The 26099-nt window shown below is 64.2% G+C and carries 22 protein-coding genes; 10 read left to right on the forward strand and 12 right to left on the reverse strand.

The window, feature by feature from the left end; all coding sequences use genetic code 11:
• Positions 1-225: 225 nt before the first annotated feature.
• The 4 genes from AC50X5_RS09165 to AC50X5_RS09180 form a co-directional block, all read right to left on the reverse strand.
• Positions 226-1947 (reverse strand): APC family permease, encoded by a 1722-nt coding sequence (locus AC50X5_RS09165; RefSeq protein WP_494975771.1) that lies wholly within the window; start codon positions 1945-1947, stop codon positions 226-228.
• Between the two features lie 128 nt (positions 1948-2075).
• Positions 2076-3599, reverse strand: coding sequence for an aldehyde dehydrogenase family protein (locus tag AC50X5_RS09170; protein WP_494976083.1), 1524 nt, complete (start codon positions 3597-3599; stop codon positions 2076-2078).
• 26 nt (positions 3600-3625) lie between these two features.
• Entirely contained in the window at positions 3626-5335 is a 1710-nt protein-coding gene (betA, locus tag AC50X5_RS09175; RefSeq protein ID WP_494975772.1) for a choline dehydrogenase, read from the reverse strand.
• Between the two features lie 212 nt (positions 5336-5547).
• The gene (locus AC50X5_RS09180; RefSeq protein WP_494975773.1) at positions 5548-6141 is read right to left on the reverse strand and encodes a TetR/AcrR family transcriptional regulator; all 594 of its coding nucleotides are present in this window, start codon (positions 6139-6141) and stop codon (positions 5548-5550) included.
• Positions 6142-6213: 72 nt separating this feature from the next.
• On the opposite strand from AC50X5_RS09180, the gene AC50X5_RS09185 reads away from it, so the two are divergent.
• Positions 6214-7320: a GTP pyrophosphokinase gene (locus AC50X5_RS09185; protein WP_493983440.1), complete on the forward strand. Its 1107-nt coding sequence runs from the start codon at positions 6214-6216 to the stop codon at positions 7318-7320.
• A gap of 271 nt (positions 7321-7591) precedes the next feature.
• On the opposite strand, the gene AC50X5_RS09190 is transcribed toward AC50X5_RS09185, so the two are convergent.
• Positions 7592-8407 carry a DUF2382 domain-containing protein gene (locus tag AC50X5_RS09190; RefSeq protein WP_494975774.1) on the reverse strand — a complete coding sequence of 272 codons (816 nt, stop codon included), beginning with the start codon at positions 8405-8407 and terminating at the stop codon, positions 7592-7594.
• Between the two features lie 487 nt (positions 8408-8894).
• On the opposite strand from AC50X5_RS09190, the gene AC50X5_RS09195 reads away from it, so the two are divergent.
• The 7 genes from AC50X5_RS09195 to AC50X5_RS09225 all read left to right on the forward strand — a co-directional run bounded on the left by AC50X5_RS09195 (position 8895) and on the right by AC50X5_RS09225 (position 16982).
• Positions 8895-9104: a hypothetical protein gene (locus tag AC50X5_RS09195; RefSeq protein ID WP_494975775.1), complete on the forward strand. Its 210-nt coding sequence runs from the start codon at positions 8895-8897 to the stop codon at positions 9102-9104.
• Positions 9105-9572: 468 nt separating this feature from the next.
• On the forward strand, positions 9573-10748 hold the full coding sequence (gene rsgA / locus AC50X5_RS09200; RefSeq protein WP_494975776.1) for a ribosome small subunit-dependent GTPase A: 1176 nt from the start codon (positions 9573-9575) through the stop codon (positions 10746-10748).
• Between the two features lie 116 nt (positions 10749-10864).
• Complete coding sequence (locus tag AC50X5_RS09205; RefSeq protein WP_494975777.1) at positions 10865-12421, forward strand: ABC transporter substrate-binding protein; 1557 nt, start codon at positions 10865-10867, stop codon at positions 12419-12421.
• A gap of 18 nt (positions 12422-12439) precedes the next feature.
• Positions 12440-13381 carry an ABC transporter permease gene (locus tag AC50X5_RS09210; protein ID WP_494975778.1) on the forward strand — a complete coding sequence of 314 codons (942 nt, stop codon included), beginning with the start codon at positions 12440-12442 and terminating at the stop codon, positions 13379-13381.
• A complete protein-coding gene (locus AC50X5_RS09215; RefSeq protein WP_494975779.1) occupies positions 13374-14204 on the forward strand; it encodes an ABC transporter permease in 831 nt (276 codons plus the stop codon). Before AC50X5_RS09210 ends, AC50X5_RS09215 begins: the two co-directional genes overlap by 8 nt.
• Positions 14201-15808, forward strand: coding sequence for an ATP-binding cassette domain-containing protein (locus AC50X5_RS09220; RefSeq protein WP_494975780.1), 1608 nt, complete (start codon positions 14201-14203; stop codon positions 15806-15808). Before AC50X5_RS09215 ends, AC50X5_RS09220 begins: the two co-directional genes overlap by 4 nt.
• Positions 15809-15956: 148 nt before the next feature.
• Positions 15957-16982: a DUF808 domain-containing protein gene (locus AC50X5_RS09225; RefSeq protein WP_494975781.1), complete on the forward strand. Its 1026-nt coding sequence runs from the start codon at positions 15957-15959 to the stop codon at positions 16980-16982.
• Positions 16983-17053: 71 nt separating this feature from the next.
• Here the strand turns inward: AC50X5_RS09225 and AC50X5_RS09230 are convergent, their stop codons facing one another.
• Complete coding sequence (locus AC50X5_RS09230) at positions 17054-17728, reverse strand: haloacid dehalogenase type II (RefSeq protein WP_494975782.1); 675 nt, start codon at positions 17726-17728, stop codon at positions 17054-17056.
• A 287-nt stretch (positions 17729-18015) separates the two neighbouring features.
• Between AC50X5_RS09230 and AC50X5_RS09235 the strand changes: the two genes are divergently transcribed.
• Positions 18016-19023 carry a LacI family DNA-binding transcriptional regulator gene (locus AC50X5_RS09235; protein WP_494975783.1) on the forward strand — a complete coding sequence of 336 codons (1008 nt, stop codon included), beginning with the start codon at positions 18016-18018 and terminating at the stop codon, positions 19021-19023.
• Between the two features lie 13 nt (positions 19024-19036).
• On the opposite strand, the gene AC50X5_RS09240 is transcribed toward AC50X5_RS09235, so the two are convergent.
• Both AC50X5_RS09240 and AC50X5_RS09245 read right to left on the reverse strand, forming a co-directional pair.
• Entirely contained in the window at positions 19037-20146 is a 1110-nt protein-coding gene (locus AC50X5_RS09240; protein WP_494975784.1) for a hypothetical protein, read from the reverse strand.
• 88 nt (positions 20147-20234) lie between these two features.
• Positions 20235-20726 carry a flavin reductase family protein gene (locus AC50X5_RS09245; RefSeq protein ID WP_494975785.1) on the reverse strand — a complete coding sequence of 164 codons (492 nt, stop codon included), beginning with the start codon at positions 20724-20726 and terminating at the stop codon, positions 20235-20237.
• A gap of 247 nt (positions 20727-20973) precedes the next feature.
• Here AC50X5_RS09245 and AC50X5_RS09250 point away from each other — a divergent pair, with 247 nt between their 5' ends.
• Positions 20974-21372, forward strand: a complete 399-nt coding sequence (locus tag AC50X5_RS09250; RefSeq protein WP_494975786.1) for a nuclear transport factor 2 family protein — start codon at positions 20974-20976, stop codon at positions 21370-21372.
• A 151-nt stretch (positions 21373-21523) separates the two neighbouring features.
• Here the strand turns inward: AC50X5_RS09250 and arfA are convergent, their stop codons facing one another.
• From arfA to AC50X5_RS09270, 4 genes are all read right to left on the reverse strand, one after another.
• Positions 21524-23074, reverse strand: coding sequence for an arabinosylfuranosidase ArfA (gene arfA, locus AC50X5_RS09255; protein WP_494975787.1), 1551 nt, complete (start codon positions 23072-23074; stop codon positions 21524-21526).
• 68 nt (positions 23075-23142) lie between these two features.
• Positions 23143-23799, reverse strand: a complete 657-nt coding sequence (locus AC50X5_RS09260; protein ID WP_494975788.1) for a YesL family protein — start codon at positions 23797-23799, stop codon at positions 23143-23145.
• Entirely contained in the window at positions 23796-25121 is a 1326-nt protein-coding gene (locus AC50X5_RS09265) for an arabinan endo-1,5-alpha-L-arabinosidase (protein WP_494975789.1), read from the reverse strand. The genes AC50X5_RS09260 and AC50X5_RS09265 overlap by 4 nt, the downstream gene beginning before the upstream one ends.
• Positions 25122-25124: 3 nt before the next feature.
• Positions 25125-26096, reverse strand: a complete 972-nt coding sequence (locus AC50X5_RS09270; RefSeq protein WP_494975790.1) for a carbohydrate ABC transporter permease — start codon at positions 26094-26096, stop codon at positions 25125-25127.
• Positions 26097-26099 lie beyond the last annotated feature (3 nt).

Here is a 26099-nt window from a genome sequence, read left to right on the forward strand (position 1 = left end):
CGGCGTAGATTTCGGGATCGTCCTGCAGCAAGTTCCCGGTAGCCCAGCGAGTCCAGCACGGGTGGTGGGCGGATTAGTGAGGTCGGTGGTGAGCGGAGCAGCCAGGTCATGGTTGACGCTTCCGGGGAAAGAAGAAACTGCTCCCCGGCAGCCGGCTGATTGTCTCAGTCCAACTTCCTGGGAGCAGTCTCTTCGCGCGTGCGGGAGGCGGCCAAACCGTTTTCCTTACCGGCTGGGGGCTTTCCCCGGAACGGCACCGTGGGCCGCCAGTGCATCGGGAGTCCCACTGTGCGCTTTGGCGGCAGGCGCGCCGGCCATCGCGTGTGCAGGGAGCGGAGCGCCGCTAACTACAGCCGGTGATGCCCCCTGCTCGCCGGACGCAGCCGGCGCTGGATGGCCGGATGCCGCCGTCGGCTGTGCGGGAGACGCCACGGCATGCGTGGCGAGCACGCCTGTCTGGTGCCGGAGCTTCAGCCGGTACAGCAGGGCACCTCCTGCCGTTACGGCGCCCACGAAGAGGACGCCGCCCCACTGGAGGTACCACTCGAACGGCGGCACGGAGTTGTAGATTTCCGGCCGTGGCCAGATGAGGTTCACCGTCATGGCGCCGCCCCACAACACGGCAACGATGTTCACGGGCAGTCCCCACTTGCCCAGGCTGAAGCCCGGTTCTGAGCCGTCGTCGGCAAGCGGCCACTTCTTCTGGAGCCGCCTGCGCAGCAGCGGAACGGTGACCAGCAGGTAGGACAGGTAGATCAGGACGATGCTGATGCTGGAAAGGATGGTGAAAATGGCCGGCTGCATGACGTTGACCAGCAGCGGAACCACGGCCAGGACGCCGATGACGATCGCGGCAACTGTGGGAGTCTTGCGGACCGGGTCCACTTTGCTGAGGTGGTTGCTGAAGGGCAGGTTGTTGTCCCTGGCCATGGCGAACATCATCCGGATGGCGGCCGCGTGAACCGCCAGGGTGCACACCATCACGGCTACGACGATGCAGGCCAGGAAGGCTTTGCCGAAGGGGCCGCCGAGCACGGACAGGACCAGGTACTGCAGACCGCCATCAGCGGATCCCAGCTTGGGGTCGCTGAGGTCCGGTGCGGCGAGGAGGGCGAAGAGCAGGATCAGGCCCCCCAGTACGAAGGACGCCGTGATGGCACGGATGATCGCCCGCGGCGCCGTCCGCTTGGGATCCTTGGTCTCTTCCCCCAGTGAGCTTGCGGTGTCGAAGCCGTACATGACGTAACCGGAGGCCATCGCGCCGATCAGGAACACTCCGAAGAAGCCCAAGGGGTGTTCTGTCCCGAACCCGGCGGTCTCAAGGAGGACCCCGGGGCCACGGACGATATGCCAGCCCAGTGCGAGGATAAGCAGCACGGCCGCAAGCAGCTCCACGAAGACGCCTACGCTGTTGATCCTGGTCATCAGCTTTACGCCATAGGCGTTGATGAGGGTGGAAATGGCGATCATGATGCTGGCCAGCAGGACACCGTTAAGGGCGAAGTCGTAGGTGCCCGTGCCATCACCGATGATCTGGAAGCCGGACCACAGCTGGGGCAGGGTGAGCTGCAGTGCCAGGGCAACGGCGCCGAGCGCCACCATGGAGGAGATCAGCAGCAGCCAGCCCGCCAGCCAGGAGAATGTTCCGGAGGTGAGCCGCTTGGCCCAGTTGTACACCGAACCGGCCACGGGGTAACGCCCGGCGAGTTCAGCGAAACACAGCGCCACCATCAACTGGCCGGCGAAAACGAGGGGCCAGGACCACGCGTAGGCAGGGCCGGCCATGGAAAAACCAAAGTAGAAGAGCTGAAATACGCCTGTGAGGATGGAGATGTAGCTGACCCCTGCCGCGAAGCTGGCAAACTTGCCGATGCTGCGGTCAAGGGTCTGAGCATAGCCGAATTGGTCCATGCCGCTTGCGTCAGCACGTTGTGTGGGTTCTAACATCCGAGCTCCTAGATTGAATAGCACGATGCGAAGCCTGGGCAAAAGGTGCACAGGCGTATCCGTGGCCGGGCGCGCTGGGCGCTGCCCGGCCGGTTCCCCTGGTGATGCGGAAGTACTTTGTGGGTCTCCTAGCCGGCGCTGGAAGGGCCAAACCAGCCACTGGGTGCGGGCCGGGTGTTTTGCCAGATGTGCTTGGTTTCGCGGTACTCGGCCAAGCCCAGCACGCCCAGTTCACGGCCGTTGCCGGACTGGCCGAAGCCGCCCCACTCGGCCTGCGGCACGTAGGGGTGGTAGTCATTGATCCAGATCGTCCCGTGCCGGAGGGCTTGTGCCACCCGCTGCGCCTTGGAACCGTCGCCGGTCCAGACCGCCCCGGCAAGCCCATACACGGTGTCGTTGGCGAGGCGGATGGCCTCCTCCTCGGTGCGGAAGGTTTCCACCGTCAGCACCGGGCCGAAGGACTCCTCCTGCACTACAGCCATGGCGCTGTTGCACCCGTCCAGGATGGTGGGCGGATAGTAGAAGCCCTCAGCCAGGCTGGGACTGGAGGGGATCGCTCCGCCGCAGACCAGTTCCGCGCCCTCGGCTATGCCCGCCTGCACGTAGGCGTGGACCTTTTCCCGGTGGGCGTGCGAGATGAGGGGTCCCGTTTCGGCGTCCTGGTCAAAAGGCCCGCCCATGCGGATCTGTTCCGCCCTGGCAGCCACGGCTGCCACGAACTCATCATGGATGGATTCCTCCACAATCAGCCGGGCTCCGGCCGAGCAGACCTGTCCTGAATGGAGGAACACGGCAGTGAGGGCAAAGTCGACGGCGGCCTCCCGGTCGGCGTCAGCGAAGACGATGTTGGGGTTCTTTCCGCCGAGTTCGAGGGCAACGCGTTTCACGGTGGCGGCGCCGGCTTCCATGATGCGCTTGCCGGTAGCCAGACCGCCGGTAAAGGAAACCATGTCCACTTTGGGGTCCGTGGACAGCACGGCACCCACCTCGGGCCCGGTACCTGTCACCAGGTTCGCGACGCCGGCGGGCACTCCGGCCTCAGCCAGGGTCTCCATGAGCAGGATTGCCGTGGAGGGTGTCAGCTCGCTGGGTTTCAGGACGAACGTATTGCCTGCCAGCAACGCCGGCGCCACCTTCCAGGACACCTGCAACAAGGGGTAGTTCCACGGGGTGATGAGTCCGCACACGCCCACCGGCAGGTGCACCACGCGGCTGATTGCATCCGGGTTCCCGGTGTCGATCACGCGCCCGGCGTCCGTACCGGCGATGCCCGCGTAGTAGCGGAAGCACGAGATCACGTCGTCGATGTCGTACTCGGCTTCGACCAGGCGCTTACCGGTGTCCAGCGCCTCAGCCCGTGCGTACCCGGCCTTGTCGCGTTCCAGGAGGTCCGCGACCTGCTGCAAAACCCTTCCGCGGTCACGTTCGGGCGTCCGCGGCCAGTCGCCGTCGTCGAAAGCCCGGCGGGCGCCGGCCACTGCGGCTTCGGCGTCGGCGGCTGAACCCTCGACGACGACCGCAACCTCCCTGCCATCGGCCGGACAGCTGATGGTGCGGGTGCGCCCCTCTATGGAAGGCACCCACCCGCCGTCGATGTACAAGCCCGGGACTGTCCCCGTTCCGGCATCCGTGGCGGGGGCTTCTGAAGTCATTGCATTGGTTGTCATTTGGTGCGCTCCTAACCCTTGCTGGCCAGGGACTCGGGGAGCTTGCCGTTCCGCTCCAGCGGGCTGACGCCGTGGCGGTAGAACTCCGCATGCACAGGAGCAAGGGGGGCCTTCCCGGCGATGAGGTCAGCGGCCTTCTCGGCAAGCATCATGACCGGTGCATAGATGTTTCCGTTAGTCACGTACGGCATGGCGGAAGCGTCGACAACCCTCAGCCCCTGAACCCCGTGCACTGACATGTCGAGCGGGTTTACTACTGCCATCGGATCGGACTGCGGCCCCATCTTGGCGGTGCACGAGGGGTGCAGTGCGGTTTCGGCGTCCCTGGCCACCCAATCCAGTATCTCGGCGTCGGTACGCACGCCCTGTCCCGGTGAAAGCTCCCCGCCGTTGAAGGGGGACATGGCGGACTGGCCCAGGATGTCACGGGCTACGTGGACCGCCTCGACCCACTCGCGCCGGTCCTGCTCCGTGGAGAGGTAGTTGAAGACCATGGACGGGTGGACGGAGGGGTCGGTGGACTTGATCTTGAGGGAACCGCGGGCATCGGAATACATCGGGCCGATGTGCACCTGGTATCCGTGTTTTGCGTCCGCCTTCTGCCCGTCGTAGCGCACTGCCACGGGCAGGAAGTGGAACATCAGGTTCGGGTAGGCGACGTCGTCGTTGGAGCGGACGAAACCGCCTCCTTCGAAGTGGTTGGTGGCTGCGGGTCCCTTGCGTCCAAGCAGCCACTGCAGGCCGATCAGGGGGTAGCGCCACAGATCCAGGTTTGGCTGCATGGACACGGGCTGGGTGCACGCGTGCTGAATGTAGACCTCAAGGTGGTCCTGCAGGTTTTCCCCTACGCCCGGCAGATTGACCACCGGCTTGATACCCAGTGAGGCCAGATGCGCGGCCTCACCCACGCCGGAGAGTTGCAGGAGCTGCGGGGTGTTGATGGCACCGCCGGACAGGATCACCTCGCCGGCGTTCACAACGTGCGTCTGGCCGTTACGGCGGTAGGTGACGCCAGTGGCCATCGTGCCCTTGAAGTTCACCTTGGTGACCATCGCCCGGGTCAGGACGGTGAGGTTGGTACGGCCTGCGTTGGGGCGGATATGGGCCCGCGAGGCAGAGAGGCGCTGGCCTTTATGGACGTTGCGGTCAAAGGCGGCGAAGCCCTCCTGGCGGTAACCGTTCACGTCGTCCGTACGGGGATAGCCGGCTTCCTGGGCCGCCTTGAAGAATGCCTGGAAGAGCGGGTTGGTGGCAGGCCCGCGCTCGAGGACCAGCGGGCCGTCATGCCCGCGCAGTTCGTCATCCGGATCCGCGGCGAGCGCGTTTTCCATCTTGTTGAAATACGGAAGGCAGTTTGCGAAGTCCCAGCTCTCCATTCCGGGGTCGGCGCCCCACCGCTCGTAGTCGAGGGGGTTGCCACGCTGGAAGATCATGCCGTTGATGGAGCTTGAGCCGCCCAGCACCTTGCCCCGGGCATGGGCCACCCGCCGGCCGCCCATGTGCGGCTCGGGATCGGACTGGTACCGCCAGTCATACAGCGGATTTCCGCTGGGGAAAGTCAACGCGGCGGGCATCTGGATGAAGAGGTCCCAGGGATAGTCGCTGCGACCGGCCTCGAGAACCAGGACGCTGTTCTGGCCTCCTTCGCTCAGCCGGTTGGCGAGCACGGACCCCGCGCTCCCCCCGCCGACAATGACGAAGTCGTAATGGGTTTTTGTCATGCTGCGCACTCTCCTTCTGCCTGGTCCCAATCAGCCAGGAGGGGCCCCGCGGCCCGGTGAGGGAGCGAACTCTTTTGCCGGAGGCTTCCGGGTGTGATGTAGGTCATACATGGAGAGTAGTGCACCTTGAACGCTCGTTCAATAGCTAATCTGAACGTTTGTTCAAAGATTTAGGGGTTCGCGGTGCCGGTTCGGGACGGGTGGCGCGTGCGTTACGAAGCGAAGGCGATCTGTTCGGTGCGGGCGATACTGCGCTCGATGGCAGACTCGTCGATGCCCAGCAGGGCAGTAAGCCACATCCCGTTTTGGACAACGACGATGTCAGCAGCGCGTTCCTTGCACTCAGCGCTGGACAGCCTGGTGTTCGCATTTCCAATCAACACCGCCAGCCCGTCGATATACCTCTTGAAAGCGACCGCGTTCACCAGCGCAAAGTCTTCGTGGGCCTGCGCAAGTGCCCACAGGTGCAGACGCAGGGAGAGGTACTGTGTGGTCAGAAATTCCGGGCCCGCAACGCGCCGAAGCGCCTTCCGCAGCTGCTCTTCAGCGGACAATTCTGGATCGGTCGCCACCAGTTCGAGGTCCCGCTCGTCGATGCGGAGCAAGGCTGCCCGGATCAGGCTCAGCTTGTCTTCGAAGTAGTAGTTGACCAGCCCCAGCGCCACTCCGGCTTCACGGGCCACAGCACGCATGCTCACCCCGGAAATACCGTGGCGGGAGAGCAGGCCCAGCGCCGCTTCGAGGATGCGTGACTGCCTGTCGAGCTGCTCGCCCTGTTCGCCGGACTGCACTGTGTCTGTTTCCACTGGGCCAGACTATGGGGAAAGCCTGTACGGCGCGACACGCTGCTGTCGCACGCCCGCCGTATGCTGGGGGACATGGCTAGCAACTGGGAGCGCCTGGACCCTGCCCTGCGCCCATCCGTCCAAGAAAACGTGGAACTCTATGAGCGGGTCCGCCCTGCCCTGAAGCTGGTTACCCGTGATGTCCTGCTGACCTTGCGGGGCATGCTGAAAGACACCGAGGTGACCCCGCTGTTCGTCACGGGCCGCACCAAAACGGTGGAGTCGTTCCGCGAGAAGATTTCCAGGACTGAAGAGCCCCTGGAGCCAGGCGGCCCTCCGGTGCTGAAGTTTCCGGATCCGTTCCGCACGCTCAATGACATGGTGGGCGTCCGCGTTATCACCAAGCTGCCCACGGAAAACGCCGTGGTGGCCAACCTGATCAAGAGGCAGCGCCAGTTGTTTGACTGCCGCGGTGACCGCGAGAAGGACATCGGCTCCATCGAGTCCGGCACCTACGGCTACTCCAGCCGGCACCTGATCCTGCGTACCATCCAGAACGACACCGTCAAGGCGTACCAGCAGGTTTTCAATCCAGACGTTGCGCCTAACGGCAGCTACTTCTTCGAGTGCCAGATCCGCACGGTGTTTGCGCACGCGTGGAGCGAAATCGAACACGACATCCGCTTCAAAGCGGAGGATCCCCGCGCCTGGACCCCGCACTTCGACCGCCAGTTCACCGCTACCGCCGCCATGCTGGAAACTGTGGAGGGTGCTTTCGCGGACCTTCACGAGCGGTATGAAGAGGTTCGCAGCTACTGGGACATGGAAGGCGAAGGCGCCGCGCAGCTGACGCCCAACCGGATCCGGGATGTCTGGCGCACCCTGTTGCCACACGTGGACCGGAAGGTGGACGACGATTGGGGCTGGGCCGCCGAGCTCCTGGCAGCCCACGGACTCAACCAGACCGTGCAGTTGGCCGGCCTGCTCAGCGCCAACCGCATCACGGAAGTCCGCAAGGCCCTTGACCACCGATACTCCCCCGGGCCGGACCGGCTGTTGGATGACCTGCTGCTGTGGCAGTACGGCACCAGGCACATAGAACTCACCGCGGAAGGGCCCGACGTCGTCCCCCACCCGCGGCGCGACAGCCTCCTGAGGCGGCTGAAGCAGATCGAGCGTTACAGGCTCACCAACGGCTGACTTCCCGCTTCTTGTCGCACAAAAAGGGAAGGCCCCTCGGGAGGGGCCTTCGACGTACGGGTCAGTAGAACCTGGTATCGATCAGCGGTGATGCGCTCCTCCTTTCCGGACGCTCGGTGCGCCCATGCCGGTTGCAGTGTTAAAAGAGGTTAGTAGCAACGAACGCGACCGTCCAGCGCTCCTGGGCAGATTCTGAGTGTGACGCGCACAAGAGTGAAGTCAGCTGTGTGGTGGCTGACCGCCAGCACAGCAGTCACCCTGTCAACGGAACTTACCGGTTGCCGCGCCCGTCATCGTCAATTTCGATCTCTTCCTTGCGGACTTCCTCGTTGACGGTCTGCTCTTCAGTTACGGCCTCCTTGCCCAGACGCACGCGCTCCACTGGAACGGTCTCCTTCTCAACGACGGGCCGTTCCTCGTGGAGGATGACCTCGTGTTCCTCCTCGCTGATGGCAGGTCCGTCCATGGCACGGCCCACGTTGGCATCAGTGATGGGCTCGCGTTCGATCCGGACTTCCTCCCGCTGGACTGGAACGGTCTGGGTGACATTCTCGGTGACCACGTACTTGCGCAGCCGGGCGCGTCCAACCTGCTCCTTGCGGGTTCCTACGTTGAGCCGCTCCTCCGAGCGGGTCATCGCATCATCGGTGGTAGGCCCGGAGGTGTCATGGCCCACCGTGCTACTTGTGCCCGAGTAGTCCTCTGTTACGCCCCGGTCGGTGTCGGCGTAGGAGGTGTCGGCGTACGAGGTGTCAGCATAGGAGGTGCCGCCGGTGAGTCCGTAGTGGGCGTAAAGGCGGTCTTCCTCTTCAGGTTCCAGATGACCGTCCGGTGCAACGTTCGGTGCGTCCTTAACTTTGTCTTTGGTGTAGGGAACGACGATGTCGTTGCCGTCCTGGGTGGCTTCATCCAGCGGGACGAAGGATTCAGAGGATCCGAAAAGCCCGGTTTTCACGGTGACCCACGTCGGTTCCGAGGTCGCGTCATCGGCGTAGATCTGGCCGATGGAGCCGATCTTGCTTCCGTCGGATCCAATGACGTCGCCGCCTGAGTTGCTGAGTGCGGAAAGGTTTTCAGTGTTGATCATGACGTTCTCCTTTGAACTTCGAGCATCACTGGCTGGGAGGTGGGTCAGGCCAGTGCATTTATGTGGTTAACACGGCCACCCGGACGACGATGTCCCCGGGCATGCTCCGTCTTAGTTAGCTGTTAGCTGTTTCTACGCGCTGAGGGCGAGGATAGTGCTTCGGCACTCATCATGGGGCCCAGGCTCCTGGTCTCGAAGCCATGCATAATGCCAATAAAACACGCTGGGACACCGTAAAGCAAGCATGCTTACTAAATATGCTTACTGCCTCGCTCAGCAACACCCTTACGGCATGTGATCCACGCACCGAGGGCAGGCCGTGAGCACGTCGATCTGTTCGCAAATGTCATAGAGCCGTCACGTAACGGCAATGTTGGCAGGGGACACTGTCCATGTTGGGCAATTGAAAGCCAACCTTCTAATGGCTTCAGCAGAACGGTCAACGTCGATCCGCACCCATACGGGCTAACACGAAAAGGCTCTATCAATGGACATGAAAATAGAAGACCACTGGGACCGTCTCAGCCCTGCAACGCAGCAGTGGCTGACCGAGAACCCTGGATGCGTGATGCTGCCGCGCACCATGGCCGAAAAGATCTGCCGGGAAGCCGGCATCAGCGTCGACACCGACCAGCACGGCCAGGTGACGCTCTCCCCGACGGACAGAGACTTCATCCGGGCGAAGCACCGCGTATGAGGGACGCTGCCCTAAGTGTCGTAATGAAACGGACCAACCCCCTGGAGTGACGACAGTTTTGTTACTCTTTTGCCGTCCGGCCGGCTCCGGTTGATCCCCCAAACGCCCGGCGTCGGCTGGACAACCAGCCGTCCTACGTTTGCAACATCGCCAAAGCACGACGGCGGCAGCCTCGAGGCCCTGCCCTCCCGGCGGCAGGTGGGGGAGCCGGACCCCTAGCGCGACGCCTCCCAGTGAGGCTAAAGTTGGAAACCGGTCCGGCCACCAGCCGCAGGAAAGCTGTGAAGTGCCCGGAATGAACCCGGAGAGATCGGAGGTGGTTTTGATGAGTGGAGTTGCCGTGTGCCCCGTGAACAAAACATCAACCACCCCCGTCCCCGGATTCCGCACCGTATAGGGCACTGCCCGCGTACGCCTTGATGTGTCCAAGGCGTCCTGGTGCCAGGGGACTTGCCCCGAGGTATCACAGTGAAAAATTCTTCCGTCCAGCTCTCCTTCAACCCTGCCGGCAACGCTCCCGCGACCGGGCTGGCGCTCTATGGCTACAACGCCGCCGTCGTACGGCTTTTTGACGACAACCCGCCGCCTGCTTGCCGAACCCCCGAGGAAACCGCGCGGTGCGAACCCGGCAGAGTGGTCCGCGTTGACCGCAGCCTGGTGCTGGTAGCGGCGGGCAACGACCTGCTGCACCTTCCCTACCCGCTGGACGCCGAAGTGCCGGTGACCGGTGACTGGGTGTGGCTTGGGCCCAACCGGGCCGGCGAGCGCCAGATCGTTGACGTCCTGCCCCGCCGCTCCCAGCTCACCCGCAAGCGCGCGTACGAGGATTCGTCCGAGGCCCAGGTACTGGCGGCGAACATGGACATGGTGGGAGTGGTGGTCCCGGTGGACCGGCCGCTCACGCATAACCGGCTTGAGCGCACCTTGGTGGCCGCCTGGGATTCGGGCGCCGTTCCGCTGGTGATCATCACCAAAGCGGACCTGGCGGACGTGGCGGATGACGTCGTCGGGAAGGTCATCCTGCAGGCTGCCGGAGTGGACGTGGTGACCACTTCAGCAGAACACGGCGACGGGATCGACGAACTGCTGGCCCACGTACCGGAGCGAGGCACCCTGGTGCTCCTTGGTCCCTCAGGCGCCGGAAAATCCACGCTCATCAACGCCTTGGCGGGTCATGCTGTGCAGGACACGGGCGCAGTGCGCGCCGGCGATTTCAAGGGTAAGCACACCACCACCTCCCGGGAGCTGGTTCCGCTGTCGAACGGCACGGTACTGATGGACACTCCGGGCGTGCGCGGCTTCGGACTGTACGACGCCGAGAACGGGATGGAAGCTATGTTCAGCGATGTGGAGGAACTGTCAGCCCGCTGCCGCTTCTCGGATTGCTCCCATCAGTTCGAGCCGGGTTGCGCGGTGCAGGAAGCCATTGCCGACGGAGTCCTGGAAGAGCGCCGCTGGAACAGCTACCAGAAGATGCAGCGTGAGCTGGCCGCCCTGGCCCGTCGCTCGGATGCCGCAGCCCAACGCGCGTACCAGCGGGAGTGGCATCAGAAGGTGGTTGTTGCGGGAAAGTCGCAGCGTGCAGCGGAACGCGGCAGGGCCGAGCGTATGGAGGACCGGAGGTCCAAACGAAAGCGCCGCTGAGGTGACCTTACATGGGCGAGGAGTCACGGAATTCAGGAAATAGGGCAGGTAAGGCTATCCTAAAGATTCCCCAATCTCCCCTCCCGAGCAGTCGGGTCAGTTCTAGGCGGTTCCCCGTGCTCCCAGTCAAAAGGTCCCGGACCATCCTTGCCGTCGCAGCCCTCTTCACGTTGAGCGGCTGCGGCTTCAGTGGCGGGCAGCCGGCCCAGGAAAGCAGCACCGCGGTCGCTGATACCCATCAGCGCATTGTGGTGGACAACTTCCGGGCGCCGGTGGCTGACTGGGCCGTCGAATCGGACGCGGCCTACATCCTGTCGCTCTCCGGCTGCCTGGAAACCCTGACGAAGTTCGACCAGGCCAAGGGTGAAGTAGTGCCTTCACTGGCCACCGAGTGGAAGCAGGCCAGCGCCCTGGAGTGGGACTTCACCATCCGCGAAGGCGTGGAGTTCCAGGACGGCACCGCGCTGACCGCCGAATCCGTGGCCACGGCGTTGAACCACGTCCTGAAGGCAACCGTCCCCGCGCGCGCCTTCAACAGCAAGATCATCAGCTCGGTCTCCGTACCGCAGGAGGGCACCGTGCGCGTCACCACACCCACGGAAAGCCCCCTGGTTCCATACCGGTTGGCCAGCGTCAATTCCGGGATTCTCTCCCCCGCCGCCTACGAAGGCGAGCGGACCAACCCGTTCGGGCACTGCACGGGGCCTTTCGTTCCTGTCTCCGAAGTTTCGCAGCAGTCCCTGACCCTGGACCGGAACCCTGACTACTGGGGCGGCGACGTGAAGCTTGCCGGCGCGGAAATCCGCTTCATCACCAACGGCGCCACCCGCGCCGCCCAGGTCCAGACCGGCGAGGCGGACATCTCCATGTCCATTCCGGCAGCCAGCCTGTCCTCCCTGGAAAACGCCGACGGCGTCAGCGTCCTGAAGGCCGATTCCCCGCGGACGGCCACCCTCTACATGAACAACGGCGGGGCACCGCTGAATAACGTGAACGTGCGCACCGCGATCCGGGACGCCTTGGACCTGGAATCCCTCGCGGCCAGCGTCTACGAGGGTGCGGCGCTGCCCGCAACAGGAGTGTTCGCTTCCTCGGAACCGTGGGCAGGTACGACGGCCGAGGCCCCGAAGCAGGATCTCGACGGCGCCAAGAAGCTCCTTGCCGACGCCGGTTACACCCCTGACCGTCCCCTCGAAATCATCGCGATCGTGGAGCGCGCCGAGTTCGCGGACGTCGCCGCCGTCATCCAGGACAACCTGAAGGCCGTGGGCATCCCGGTTTCCATCGTCACCAAGGAATACGCCGCAGCCGAGCCTGACGTGCTGGCCGGCAACTATGACATGCTGCTCAGCCAGCGGAACCGCCTGATCGACATCGCCGATCCTGCAGGCTTCCTGACGGCGGACTACACCTGCTCGGGAAGCTACAACCTGAGCCACTTCTGCGACGCCGAGTACGACCAGCTGCTGGCCAAGGCCGCCACCACCGTGAACCCGGAGGAGCGCTACAGCCTCTACGCGCAGGCGGGGAATATCCTGACGGACAAGGCAGTGAACGTGTGGCTGGTCAACGAGCAGGCTACGGACGCGGTCCGCAGCAACGTCCTGGGCTACGCCCAGGATCCGCTGTCCCGCTATGTGCTGACGGCGCAGACCGCGAAGACGGCTTCGTAACTGCCACCTTCCGCCAGTATGTTCCCCTTCATCGCCAAACGAACGGCCACCCTGGTGGCCGCCGTTTTGGCGTCCTCTTTTGCAGTGTTCCTGATTCCGTACTTCACTCCGGGTGACCCGGTGCGGACCATCATCAGGTCACGGGTGTCCGGGAACATCATTGACGACGCGGATGTGCAGGCTTTGAGCCTCAGCCTGGGGCTGCAGGATCCGCTGATCGTGCAGTATTTCCGCTGGCTGGGCAGGATCGGCACGGGAGACATGGGGCTCTCGCATGTGAGCCGGACGCCGGTAGCGGACCGGGTGCTGCCCGCGCTGGGCGTGACGCTCAGCCTGGTGGTCCTGGCCCTTGGCCTGGCTGTCCTGGTCTCGCTGGTGCTGGGGATTGTGGCCGGCCTGCTGAACGGACGGGTTGCTGACAGGGTAATCACCTCCGTCACCCAGTCCTTCATCGCCATGCCTGAATACTGGGTGGCGCCGCTGCTGGTCCTGGTTTTCGCTATCAAGCTTTCCATTTTCCCGACGGCAGGCTGGCAGGGACCGGCCTCCATGGTGCTACCGGCCCTGACCCTGGCGCTTCGGCCCATCAGTTATTTCACCTCGGCGGTCCGGGCGGGAATGATCGACGCAGCCGCCGCCGAGCATGTGGCTGCGGCGCGTGCCCGAGGATTGAGCCAGGCCCAGGCCGTGCTCCGGCACGTGATTCCCAACGGCCTGGTGCCGCTGTCCACGCTCACCGCCGTATGGTTTGCCGGGCTGCTGGGCGGCTCGGTGATTGTTGAGGTGATCTTCGCGGTGCCGGGCATGGGCAGATTGCTGTTCGACGCCGTCGTCAACAGTGATATCCCGCTCGCGCAGGGTGGTGTGGTCTTGGTTGTTGCCCTCGCCGTCGGCGTCACCACCCTTGCCGATTTTGTCCACCGTGCCCTCAGCCCCGCCGTGGAGGACAGTTATGCGTAGCCGGATCAGCACAGCGCACCTTGCCGCGGCTTTGCTGGCCGTGGTGGTTCTGGCCGTCATCCTGGCGCCTTGGCTCTACCCGTACCCGCCGGCGCAGCAGAACCTTTCCGAACGTCTTGCCCCCGCCTCTGCCGGACACTGGCTGGGAACGGATCACCTGGGCAGGGACACCTTGAGCAGGTTGCTGGAGGGTGGCCGGTTCTCCATGACGGTGGCGGCGCTGGCGACCGTACTCACCTGCCTCCTGGGAGTTGGCATCGGCGTGCTCAGTGCGCGGCGGCGGGGCTGGGTGGACGAGTTCCTGACCAGGACCAACGACGTCCTGCTGGCCGTCCCGGAGATGGTGGTGGCGTTGTTTATCGTCGCTACGCTCGGAACCGGCTTCGGTCCGCTCCTTCTCGCGTTGACCGTCACCGGATGGACACCATTTGCCCGGTTGAGCCGGACGCTGGCCTACGACATCTCCAGCCGCGGCTTCGTGGAGGCAGCACGGGTGGTGGGCTGCAGCCCCTGGTTCATCATTTTCCGGCACGTCGTTCCGCATCTTGCCGGTCCCATCCTGGGCCAGGCATCGCTGCGCTTCGGACATCTGCTCATCAGCGTGGGTGCCTTGTCCTACCTGGGCCTGGGGGTGCAGCCGCCACAGTCGGACTGGGGCTCCATGATGGCAGCTGCCCAGCCCTACACGGAGCGGGCGCCGCTGGGAATCCTGGCACCGGGGCTGGCCATCTTTGTGGTGGCGCTCTGCGTGACCCTGCTTGGCCAGCGCGCTGCGCACATGGCTGCGGGCCCGCTCCTCCTGCCGACGGCGGACCGCACATGAAGCCGCTGCTGGAAATCACCGACCTTAATATCCGGAACCTTCGGCCGGCTGCCGAGGACACCGCTCCGTCGTCGCTCATCCACAGCCTGTCCCTGTCCGTGGACGCCGGTGAGTTTGTTGCGCTGGTGGGCGCGTCCGGTTCCGGCAAGACGCTGACGGCCCTCTCCGCCGTCCGGTTGCTGCCCCCGCAGCTCGCCATCACCGCCGGCACCATCCGGCTTGGTTCCCTGGATGTCACCACGGCTACGGAATCCGAACTGAACGCCGTGCGCGGGGGCGAGGCCGGGATGCTGTTCCAACAACCCAAGAGGGTGTTCAACCCGAACAGGACCATCGGAGCGCACCTGCTGGAACCACTGCGGATACATCGGGGCCTTCGCGGCGCAAAAGCCCGGGCTGCCGCAGTGGAGCTGCTCCGGGAGGTTGGCTTTCCAGACGCACCGAAGGGTTTCGAGGCGTACCCGCATCAGCTGTCCGGGGGGATGGCACAACGGGCCATGACCGCCGTCGCACTGGCAGGACAGCCGCGGCTGCTTTTAGCAGATGAGCCGACGTCGGCACTGGACAAGGTGCTGGAGCGGCAGGTCCTGCAACTGCTGGACAGGGAGCGCCGGGACCGCGGCCTCGGGATCCTGTACATCACCCACAACATTGCTTCGGTGGCGCCTTTTGCGGACCGGGTGCTGGTGATGGAATCCGGCCGGATCGTGGATGACGGGCCCACCGGCGCGGTCCTCGCGGCTCCTAAAACGGCCTACACCCGCGAGCTCCTCGCAGCCTCTCAGTTGGCGCCCGATTCCGCCCGGCGGCCGCAGCCGCCGCGACGTGAAGTACTGGGCCTTACAGGCCTGCACAAGCGGTTCGGCAGGGGCCGCCGCGGGCACACCGCGTTGGAGAACGTCACCCTGGACCTCCAGCACGGCGAAATCCTGGGCGTGCTGGGCCAGTCCGGCTCCGGCAAAAGCACTCTTGCCCGCGCCATTGTGGGGCTGGAAAAAATCGACCAGGGCGCCATCACCCGCCAGGCCGGAGCCCCTGCCACCGCCGTTCAGCTGGTTTTCCAGGAACCGCACGGTTCGTTCGACCCCAGGATGACCCTCAGGACAAGTATGGAGGCGCCCCTGCGGCGGCGCAGGGACCTCACCGCAGCCGAACGCGCCCGGCGCATCGCTGAGGCAATGGCGGACGTGGAGCTCGACCCTTCCATGCTTGACAGGCACCCGGGCCAGTGTTCCGGTGGCCAGCTTCAGAGGGCCACGATTGCGCGTGCCCTGCTGCTGGAGCCCACAGTCCTGATCTGCGATGAGGCCACCTCCGCTTTGGATGCGCTGACCCAGCGCACCGTCCTCAATCTCCTGCTGCGCCTGCAACGGGAGCACAGCCTGTCCCTGATCGTCATTTCCCACGACATGGACGTCATCCGGTACATGTGCGACCGGGTTGCCGTCCTCCTGGAAGGCCGGGTGGTGGAAGTTGCAGAAACGCAGGCCTTTTTCGCCGGGCCCGCCCATGAGCACAGCCGCGCACTGGTTGATGCTGCAATTCCCTGCCGTTGGGACCACTTGCGGGCCCTGATGGCGATCGATAAAGACCTGAGGTCTTGACCGTATGAAGGCCGTGTGCTCCGCCCCTGGTCTTCGGAATTCCCGCGACGAACCAGCCGCCGTCGTATAATCCAAGCATGCCGATCACGCGCCTCGACCGAGGCACCCACGCCCAGCAGTCCGCTCCCAAGCAGCACGGAGGCCACCTGTGAGCGGCGGTCTCGTAGCCCTGCTGGACGACGTTGCAGCCCTGGCCCGCATAGCGGCCGCCTCCGTGGACGACATCGCAGCGGGAGCCGCCAAGGCCGGAGTCAAGGCGGCCGGCGTGGTGATCGATGACGCCGCCGTCACCCCGCAGTACGTGTCCGGCGCGGACCCGTCCCGTGAACTGCCCATGATCAAGAAGATCTTCTGGGGCTCCCTCCGGAACAAGCTGCTGGTCATCCTGCCGGCGCTGCTGCTCATCAGCGCCTTCATTCCCGGCGTCATTCCGTTCATCCTTATGCTGGGCGGCACCTACCTCTGCTACGAAGGTGCAGAAAAGGTATGGCACAAGATCCGCGGCCACCACGAGGCAGAGAATGCGCCGGCGGTCGAACGAGGCCCGGGCGCGGAAGCCAAGGTCATCAAGGGTGCCATTACCACCGACTTCATCCTCTCCTGCGAGATCATGGTGATCTCCATGAACGAGGTGGCCAGCGACTCCTTGTTGTCCCGGGCGCTCATCCTGGTCGTCGTGGCTCTCGCGATCACGGTGCTGGTCTACGGTGCTGTCGCGCTCATCGTCAAAATGGACGATATTGGCCTGCACCTGACCACAAAGGACTCTGCGCGCTCCAAACGCGTCGGTGAACTGCTGGTCAAGGGGATGCCCGCCGTGCTGGCCGCAATAACCTTCATCGGAACCATCGCCATGTTGTGGGTTGGTGGTCACATCATGCTGCAGGGTGCCTACGACCTTGGCTGGCACGGTCCCTACGACCTGGTCCATGTCCTCGAGCACCCCTTCGCCGGAATTGCCGTAGTAGGCGGTTTCCTGACGTGGCTGGTCAACACCCTGTGCTCGGCGGTCCTGGGACTGGCCTGGGGCCTTCTCGTGATGGCGGTCGTGCACCCCCTGCTCAAAAAGCTGCCGTTCGGCAAGAATAAGGATGAACACAACGAGGGCGACGTCCGTGCCGCTATCGCCGGGCACCGGCACGCAGCCAAGCCCGACGGCGATCCCACGTCTTAGCCACGGCTGCGCTCCGCCGGGCGCCGCTGGGCGTTCGGCGGAGCGTCGCTGTCCTTCAAATCCGTCAGCGGCTACAAGCCAAGGTGCTGGTTAAGCTCCTGGAGCGACTGCACCGTGGTGTAGTTGTACGCCGTGCACTGCGGGTCGAAGCCGCGGTCCAGCAGGACGGTGTTGGTGAAGCCAAGATCGTGGGCCGGCATCAGGTCATAACGCGTGTGCGATGAGACATGCAGGAACTGTTCCGGGGTGGCATTCAATTGCTGGAGCATGTACTCGAAGGCCTGGTAACGCGGCTTGTAGGATCCGGCCTGCTCGGCACTGTAGACGGCGTGGAAGGGCGCTCCCAGCCGCGGGACGCTGACATCCAGGAAGCGCGTGTCCGCGTTGGAAAGTATCACGAGCTTATAGTTCTCAGCCATGATCTTCAGGGACCCCGGCACGTCCTCATGGGCGGTCCAGCCCAGCACCGCGGCACCAAACTGCGCGCCGGCGTCGGGTGTCAGCTCAAGGTTCCACTTCCGGCAGGTGCGGTCGTAAGCATCCTGCAGCACCTGCTCATAGGCGTAGTACTTCCTGCATACCTGGTCGTAGCGGTAGTTGCGAAAGTCCCGCAGGAACGCCGGCATAAGTTGCTCGGGGACCCTGCCGTCCAGGATCTTCCGCGTGGTGGGGTCCAGTACCCAGTTGATTAGCGTGCCGTAGCAATCGAAGGAGATGTACTCCGGGCGGAAGGTTGTGGTTGCCATGGACTGTCCTTGCCTTACATGAGGGTTTCTGAACTGCATCAATTCTTCCCTACGTCCCAACCACGCCCTTTCACTGTCTCGGGTACACCTGCAGAACAGTTATTTCAAGCCGCCCAGGATACTGACATGCGTTATCTTCTCAGCCTTGACACAGACCGACTCTTCGCGCCATTGGGAAGGGGAGCGGGGATTACGACGGCGGTCCGCAGCTTCTGCGAGGGGCGATTCAACGTTGTAAGGTTTAGCTGAGGGCTGCTTGGCCCGGGTCATCATCAGGGAGAGACATCATGGCAGCGACGCTTCACGACGTGGCGCGCGTCGCGGGTGTGTCGTTTAAGACCGTCTCCAACGTCATCAACAACCATCCGTACGTCCGGGACACCACGCGCGCCAAGGTTGAAGACGCCATCAAGGAGCTAGGGTACCGTCCCAACCTGACGGCACGGAGCCTGCGTTCCGGCCAGACCGGTGCCATCACGCTGGCGCTGCCCCAGCTGAAGCTGCCGTATTTTGCCGAACTGGCCGACGCCGTGATTGAAGCAGCGGCCAAGCATGGCCTGGTGGTGCTGATCGAACAGACCGGCGCAGACCGTGACCGCGAGCTCGAAGTGATGGCCAGCCCGCGCCTGAAGATGTCTGACGGCCTGATCTTCAGTCCACTCGCCCTGGGCCAGGAAGACGTGGACCTGATCAAGGCGGACGTGCCCATTGTCCTGCTGGGCGAGCGCATCTTCGACAGCAATTCAGACCACGTAACCATGCAGAACATCGCCGCCGCCAGCGCAGCCACCGAACACCTGCTGGACCTCGGCCGGAAACGGATCGCCGTGGTGGGCGCGCACGAGGGTGAAGTAATCGGCTCGGCCGGCCTCCGCCTGCGCGGCTACCGTGAGGCCCTTGAGGCCCGCGGCATTCCGTACGACGACGGCATTGTGGCCTATGTGGTGGACTGGCACCGCTCAAACGGTGCTGCCGCCATGCACGAACTCCTGGATAGCGGCGTGGATTTCGACGCCGTCTTCGGACTCAACGACACCCTGGCTCAAGGAGCGGTGCGCGTGCTGCAGGAAGCGGGATTCCGGGTCCCGGACGACGTCGCCGTGATCGGCTTCGACGACCTCGACGAAACCCGCTACAGCCTTCCCACCCTGAGCACGGTTGATCCAGGACGGGTGGAGATCGCAGAGACCGCCATCCGGATGCTGCTGGAGCGCATCAAGAACAACGACGGCGGGCCGCCCCGGGAAATCGAGACGGCCTTCCGCGTGGTGGCCAGAGAGTCAACGCTCGGCTAGAGCCAGCCCGCCCTCACTGAGCGGTCAGGGCAGTGAGAATCTCGCGAACGTTGGCCGGGAGCGGACTCGTGCCGCTTCCCTCGCGGTAGAGCAACCCGCAGCCATCGAGTTCGGCGGTGAGTGTTATCCCCAAATCGTTCCCGTCCTTGGTCGGCCAGAGCACCAGGAACGACGTCGGTAAGGCATCACAGGAGCGCGGCACCGGGTCCGAGGCGGCAGCGTCGGCAACCAACTGAGCGGTTTCGGCGTCGAGCATGCCGCCAGCGACGAATCGGCCGGTTCGAAGAGTGACGGACCCGGGAAGCGGCGGCGCCTCGCTCGGACCGGCGGCCCCCGATGACGCAGGTTCAGCCGCATAGCGGCACCACCGCATTCCGTCGAGGCTAGCCGGCACCGAGACAGTCAGCGGCGCGCTCGGAATTTCTGAAATTCCGTCCGGTCCGGGTAGCAGGCCTTCCGACGGGATTGACAGGCGCGTGCCCTCAGCTAACGGAGCCTTCCACCCAGCAGGGCATCCGCTGTCGAGCGTTGCACGCGGCTCAACCAGTGTTCGTTTGAGTGTCACGGCTTCCAGCACGTTCAGCACGGCGAGGGCATTGCGGACGCCGGGCTTCGTCTTGCCGCATCCGTCCCGAGGGTAGTACGCATTGATTGCCCGCCCGCCTGCGTCCACGAGCCAGAGCGGTGACACAAGCTCGGCGTCGGCCGTACACGGACCGGGCCAGGGCCCATCATCCGGCTCAGACAGGGCTGCAAGCAGTGCTGTCAGATCACCCTCCAGAGTCAAGGCGGTAACGCCGGTCCAGCGTCCCTCGGCGTCGTCGACGCTGGCCATCAGGTCACAGCGCACAGCGGTGGTGGGCGTAAATCCCGCCGGCACCCGGCCCGGTTCCGGCGCGTCAGGGTGCAGCGGATCGGGCGAACTGGACGGACCGGGAGGGAGCATCCAGCCGCCCAGGTTCGGAGCAAGGCAGTCGTAGCCATCGACGATCTCGGCAGTACCAGCCAGGGGGGCGTTGCCGCCGGGAGCCGCGCATCCGCTCAGCAGCACCGCCATCGTTACGATGCCAACCAGTATCCGCCGGAAGGCTGCGAAGCTGACTGTAGTTTCCACAGGGTGCATGGCTCCATCATGGCGGGAGCCGGCAGGCAGGTCGATTGATAGGGCTCAATCGTTATGCGGCGACGGACCCCTGGCGCGTTCTGTTACCTCAGGATGCACCCTCGATAGGGCTGAGCCTGTGAAAGGCCCGGTCCTGATAGACCAGCGGATCTGCTTCCGACGGGTTGGAGAGGACTTCCAGGACACTGGCGGCCAGCAGCACCGAGCCGCCCAGTGCCACCCGGTGGACGATTTCGCAGCGGAGCGCCCACGGCGCGTCGCGGAGATAAGGCTCGCCGGTGGGCAGTAGTTCCCAGTCCATGTCTCCGGTGAACCGGGGCGTGCCGGGAATGGAGAAGATGCGGGCGAGTTCAAGCTGATCAACACTGAGCAGATGGACCACCACAGTCTGCGCGGCCGCCACCTGCGAAGCTGACCGTCCGCCGGAAACCGAGAAGGCGAGAATCGGCGGGACGGCTGACACTGATGCAACCGATGAAGCCGTCAGCCCAACGACTCCTTCCGTGCCCGTCGCAGTGATCACGGCAACGCCGGCGGGATGTGCGCGGAACGCGGCCTTGAAGGGATCGGTGACAGGCATAGACGAAGGAGATGCGGAGAGCGGCATGGTGGACCTTAATTCGATGGATCGACGCTCTTCACCCTAAAAGCTCAACCGAGGTTGAGGTCAAACCGGCTTTCGTGACATGGCGATCGAACTCATGCGCACCCTTTAAGCACGACGACGGAGCATAACGCCGGAGGCAGCGTTTCACGGTGGCGGGCCCTCCTGAGGGATCACGACGTCGGGCGTTTCCATGAAGCGGCGCCAGGAGCATACTGGTGGCATGAGCGATCGCGCCGATTTCCTGGCCTGGGTGAGGACCGAACTGCACGATGCGGAGCTTGCTATCCACAATGGTGATGCCGCACCGCGGAGGGAACTTTGGTCCCGGAACGAACCCGTGAGTGTCCTGGGCGCCTGGCGCAATGCCTTCGGACAGCAGGAACTGGACGACTTGTTCACCGGCCTTGCCAAGCAGTTCTCTGACTGCACCTCGTACAGGTTCGAGTTGCTCGCCTGCGACGTCTTGGGTGACATGGCATATACAGCGGGGCTGGAACACACTTCAGCCTCAGTCGACGGCGAACCACGCAGCTACGTGCTCCGGGCAACGCAAGTTTATCGGCGTGAAAACGGGGCCTGGAAGGTCGCCCACCGGCACGGTGACACAGTAACCGGCTGATGGCGGAAAACAGTCTGGCTCAATAGCTCTGGTCACCGCCATGCAGGGCAATAGCGGCAGCCTGAGTATGGGAAGGGCTGCAATCCGGAGTACTTCCCCTCCGGATTGCAGCCCCTGCCGCGCGTGCGCGGCCATCCTCATGCGCGTTCAGTCAGCCAAGCGCGACGGCGGACCAGGACACCGGAGGCAGCGTCACCGTGAGCGTGCCTTCCTGGAGGACGGCGCCGTCGAGCGTTTTCAGCCCTACGCGGTTCTGGTCCTGAAGGGTGTTCTTGGCGTAGACGTCCGCATCGTGCAGGGTGACTGCCTCGGTGACAACCGTGGCGTTAAGGTCCGCAACGTTGATGGTCACGTCGATCGACTCCGTCTGGCTGCGGTTCACCAGGAACAGCGCAGACTCGCCTGTTGCGGCGTCCGTCGTGGCCACGGCATCCACCAGTGGCGCCTCGCCGTACACTGCCGTGGTGTAGGTGCCGGCCTCGATGCGGGGACGGAGCACCTCGCCCTTGGCCAGGCGGGACGTGACGGAGAACGGGAAGAACGTGGTCTGGCGCCAGGTGTCGCCGCCCGGTTCGGTCATGATCGGTGCGATGACGTTGACCAGCTGGGCCAGCGACGCGGCAGCAACCCGGTCGTGGTTCTTGAGCAGGGTGATCAGCAGGTTGCCGAACACCACGGCGTCGGCCACAGAGTAGGTGTCTTCCAGCTGCCGGGGCGCATGGACCCATTCATCGTTGACTTCCTCGGAGGCCTGGTGCTCGTCCAGGTACCAGATGTTCCACTCATCGAAGGAGAGCTGGACGGTCTTTTTGCTCTTCAGCTTGTGCTTGACGTGATCCGCAGTGGCAACCACGGTTTCGATGAAGTACTGCATGTCCAACGAGGAGGCCAGGTAGGAGCCGAGGTCGCCGTTGCGCTCCTGGTAATAGGCGTGGCAGGAGATGTAGTCCACATGCTCGTAGGCGTGCTCCAGGACCACCCGCTCCCATTCGCCGAAAGTGGGCATGGACGAACTCGAGGAGCCGCACACCACCAGCTCCAGGTCCTTGTCCGCCGTCTTCATGGCCGATGCGGTGCGGGCGGCCAGCTTTCCGTAGCTGTCCGCGGACATGTGCCCGATCTGCCACGGGCCGTCCATCTCGTTGCCCAGGCACCACATGCGGATGTTGTAGGGGTCCTTGGTGCCGTTGGCGATGCGCTGCTCGCTGAGGGCGGTGCCGGAGGGGTGGTTGGCGTACTCCAGCAGGTCAAGGGCGGCCTCGATGCCACGGGTACCCAGGTTGACGGCCATCATCAGCTCCGAGCCGGTGAGCTTGCACCAGCGGGCAAACTCATCCAGGCCCACCTGGTTGGACTCCAGCGAGTGCCAGGCCAGGTCCCGGCGGACCGGGCGCTGGTCCCGCGGGCCCACGCCGTCTTCCCACCGGTAGCCTGAGACGAAGTTGCCGCCGGGGTAGCGGATGGTGCTGGAGCCGAGTTCCTTGACGAGCTCGATGACATCCAGCCGGAAGCCGTCCTCGTTGGCGGTGGGGTGGCCCGGCTCGTAGATGCCGTCGTACACGCAGCGGCCCAGGTGCTCCACGAAGGAGCCGAAAATGCGGCGGCTTACGGGTGCCACAACGGCGGAGCGGTCGATGGTGATGACGGTTGGTGCCACAACAGCCAAGGTGGTCTGTTCAGCGGCAGCGGAGGTGGTGGTCACGGTTCTTCCTGTTCTATAACGTTGTAAAAATTGATTGATTTCATGGCGTAATAGGTTGCATGCGTGGTTTAGGCGATGGCGGGCTCCGCAAGGGTCTGGTCCACGGCAACGATTCCGTCCAGCCTGCGGGCTACCAGCCAGCCCGACGCCAGCAGCGGTACCGACACCCCCACCAACGGGACCAGGACAGTCAGCCCCGAGGCGATGATGGCGAACGCCACCAGGCTCACCAGCAGCGAAACGCTCATCACCGGGGAGACCAGCGGCAGCAGGAATGCCGTCCGCCACGTCTGGATGATCGAGTCCCGGTACCGGCTGCAGAGGGTCACTGCAGCAAGGGCAGCCAGCAACGTCACTGCCCCGGCAACCGCCGAAAGCATCAGCAGCACGGCGTGCACCGGTGATGCAGAACCGCCGCCCTGCATGCCAAGGACATTCAGGAACAGCACGACGCCGGCAATCCAGAAGATTCCGCCCACCCGGTTGGAGTGCCAAAACTGTAAGCGGTAGACGGTGATGAAGTCCCGCACCAGGTGATCCCCCGCCGCACCGGCTCGAAGCCGTGCCAGCAGGGTGGTTGCTGCCACCGCGGCCGGGAAAAGGCCGAGGAACACGAGCCCGGTTACCGTTCCGGCCGCAAAGAGAACATTGATGAGGACCAGCCTGCTGGCGAAGCCAAGCCACTCCATGACGCGGCCGGCCCAGCCCATCGGTGCGTCATTCATCCCAACGCTCCCTTGGTTCCGGACCAGACGACGCCGTGCTGATCGATGCCGCTGAAGGACAGTGCAGCCTGGCCGCGGGCCCAGTCCCAGGAACCGAAGACCACGGCGTCCAGCTCTACAGCCCGCCCGGAGCCGTCCGGAGCGCCCTTGATGATAAGAGTGGCGGCCGTGGCTGCTCCGTGGGATACCACCTCTTCCGTTCCTCCACAGGAAACTTCAAGATCAATGGCCTTCACCAGCTCGGTGGATTCCGGCGCAAACCTGAGCACCTGCCACGTTCCTGCAACGGGCTCCGGGTTCGGCAAGACCTCGACGGCCTGGCCCGCAAAAGGCTGCGGTGACACCACAGGCCAGCCGGCAGCGTTGAAAAACAGCCGGCGGACCTGGGCCATATGCTGGCTGGGGTCGTCGGCGAAACGCACGTGGTGCACCACAAAGTGTTCACGGGATCCGTCCGGACCGGCCTGGGTGAATACCGAGTTGTGGCCAGGCGCCAGCCAGCCAATGCCGCCATCGAACCGGTAGCTGCCCAGCACCTTCGTTCCGGTCAGGGCCGGCGGAGCATCCACATCAGTCAGCGAAGCGCCGCGGAAGTCGCGGTAGGGGCCGGTGATGGAGTCGGAGACGGCCACCCGGATGTTGTAGCTGTCGAAGAGCGAATCATAGGACGAGAAGAGGACGTACTGCTCCTCCTCCGGCCGGTAGAGGACAAAGGCTCCTTCCACTGCCCCATCCACCGAGGGATGCCGCCGGGCGATCAACGTACCTAGATCGCCCTCCACCAACGGCAACCCGGACTCACGGTCCAACGGCAGCATGTAGATACCGGAGAAGAAGGATCCGTAGGTCAGCCAGGGTGCGCCATCTGTGTCAAGAACGACGGCGGCATCTATGGCGTTCTGGGAATGTTCATCGTGGCGGGTGGCCACCACGAGTCCACGATCCTCCCAAGGCCCGGCGGGTGAGGGTGCTACTGCGAGCCCGATGGCCGAGGTCCTGGAACCGAAGGTGGACGCGGAATAGTACATGTGCCAGCCGTTACCCGGCCAACGCACCACTTCCGGCGCCCAGAGGCCGTGTGCACCGGTCCATTGAGCGGCAGGTGGGGGCACGCCGTCGAGCGCTGTTCCCCAGTACTCCCATTCCACAAGATCCTGCGAGGTCCTGATATGTACTCCGGCGGGAATATCTTTAGTGTTGGCCACGGCGTCGGTGGAGTACATGTAGTAGGTGCCGTCGTCGTCGCGCACCACCGTGGGATCGTGGGCGTGCCGGGCACCCCAGGTGGTGGGATCCGCCGGTGTGGTCTCAGTGTTCAGCACGGTTCAGCCCTTGGATCCGGACAGCGCAATGGATTCGATGATCTGGCGCTGGAAGACGACGAAGACGATCAGTACCGGCAGCAGCGCGATAAACGACGCCGCCATGATCAGCGGGTAATCCGTCTGGATGGCGTACTGGGCGTTGAAGTTGGCGATGACCAGCTGCAGCGTCTGCGTGCCCGGCGAGTTCAGGTAGATGATGGGCGCCAGGTAGTCGTTCCAGACGGCCATGAACCAAAGGATGAACTGTGCGGCCAGCGCAGGGCGGATGGCCGGCAGGATCAGCGTCCAGAAGATCTGCAGGTAGGACGCGCCGTCGATCCTTGCTGCCTCCACGATCGAGTCCGGGATGCTGTTCAGGAACTGGCGCAGGAAGAAGATCATGATGATGTTGCCAAAGAGCCCTGGGACAATCAGCGGCAGGAGGGTATCCACCCAACCGATGCTGGCGAAGATGGTGAACTGCGGAATCATCAGCGTGGGGAACGGGATCATCAGGCCGGACAGAAGCCCCAGGAACATGGCGTTCTTGAAGGGCATCCGCATCTTTGCGAAGGCGAAGGCAGCGAGCGCGGAGGTAAGTGATCCGACGATCGTGACGGACGCCGCCACGATCAGGCTGTTTTGGATGCCGCTCAGCAGCGGACCCGCCGTCCAGATCCGGAGGTAGTTTTCCCAGACGAACGGATCCGGGATCCACTGCGGCGGAAGCTCGAAGACGCCGTCCTTGGTCTTCAGCGACGTGGAGAACGTCCAGGCCAGCGGGGCGATCATGACTATGGCGCCAACGGACAGGATCAGCGTGGTCAGGATGTTACCCAGCCGAAGCCCGTCCTTGGTGGATTTCTCGCCCCGGCCGGCGCCGCGGGAAGCACTGCCGTTCCCGGCTCCGCCCCGCGCGTTCTTGCGATAGGTCGCCGGTATGGCCTCCGTAGGGTCCAGCGGTGGGGTGGTCACAACATTCTGTGTCGACATGGC

It is taken from the genome of Pseudarthrobacter sp. MDT1-40-2 (genome assembly GCF_059383595.1).

Bases quoted from the DNA above. Each gene is read 5' to 3' on its own strand.
- AC50X5_RS09165 (WP_494975771.1), bottom strand. From the start codon at position 1,947: ATGTTAGAACCCACACAACGTGCTGACGCAAGCGGCATGGACCAATTC.
- AC50X5_RS09170 (WP_494976083.1), bottom strand. From the start codon at position 3,599: ATGACTTCAGAAGCCCCCGCCACGGATGCCGGAACGGGGACAGTCCCG.
- betA (WP_494975772.1), bottom strand. From the start codon at position 5,335: ATGACAAAAACCCATTACGACTTCGTCATTGTCGGCGGGGGGAGCGCG.
- AC50X5_RS09185 (WP_493983440.1), top strand. From the start codon at position 6,214: ATGGCTAGCAACTGGGAGCGCCTGGACCCTGCCCTGCGCCCATCCGTC.
- AC50X5_RS09190 (WP_494975774.1), bottom strand. From the start codon at position 8,407: ATGATCAACACTGAAAACCTTTCCGCACTCAGCAACTCAGGCGGCGAC.
- AC50X5_RS09195 (WP_494975775.1), top strand. From the start codon at position 8,895: ATGGACATGAAAATAGAAGACCACTGGGACCGTCTCAGCCCTGCAACG.
- AC50X5_RS09210 (WP_494975778.1), top strand. From the start codon at position 12,440: ATGTTCCCCTTCATCGCCAAACGAACGGCCACCCTGGTGGCCGCCGTT.
- AC50X5_RS09215 (WP_494975779.1), top strand. From the start codon at position 13,374: ATGCGTAGCCGGATCAGCACAGCGCACCTTGCCGCGGCTTTGCTGGCC.
- AC50X5_RS09220 (WP_494975780.1), top strand. From the start codon at position 14,201: ATGAAGCCGCTGCTGGAAATCACCGACCTTAATATCCGGAACCTTCGG.
- AC50X5_RS09230 (WP_494975782.1), bottom strand. From the start codon at position 17,728: ATGGCAACCACAACCTTCCGCCCGGAGTACATCTCCTTCGATTGCTAC.
- AC50X5_RS09235 (WP_494975783.1), top strand. From the start codon at position 18,016: ATGGCAGCGACGCTTCACGACGTGGCGCGCGTCGCGGGTGTGTCGTTT.
- AC50X5_RS09240 (WP_494975784.1), bottom strand. From the start codon at position 20,146: ATGCACCCTGTGGAAACTACAGTCAGCTTCGCAGCCTTCCGGCGGATA.
- AC50X5_RS09245 (WP_494975785.1), bottom strand. From the start codon at position 20,726: ATGCCTGTCACCGATCCCTTCAAGGCCGCGTTCCGCGCACATCCCGCC.
- AC50X5_RS09250 (WP_494975786.1), top strand. From the start codon at position 20,974: ATGAGCGATCGCGCCGATTTCCTGGCCTGGGTGAGGACCGAACTGCAC.
- AC50X5_RS09260 (WP_494975788.1), bottom strand. From the start codon at position 23,799: ATGAATGACGCACCGATGGGCTGGGCCGGCCGCGTCATGGAGTGGCTT.
- AC50X5_RS09270 (WP_494975790.1), bottom strand. From the start codon at position 26,096: ATGTCGACACAGAATGTTGTGACCACCCCACCGCTGGACCCTACGGAG.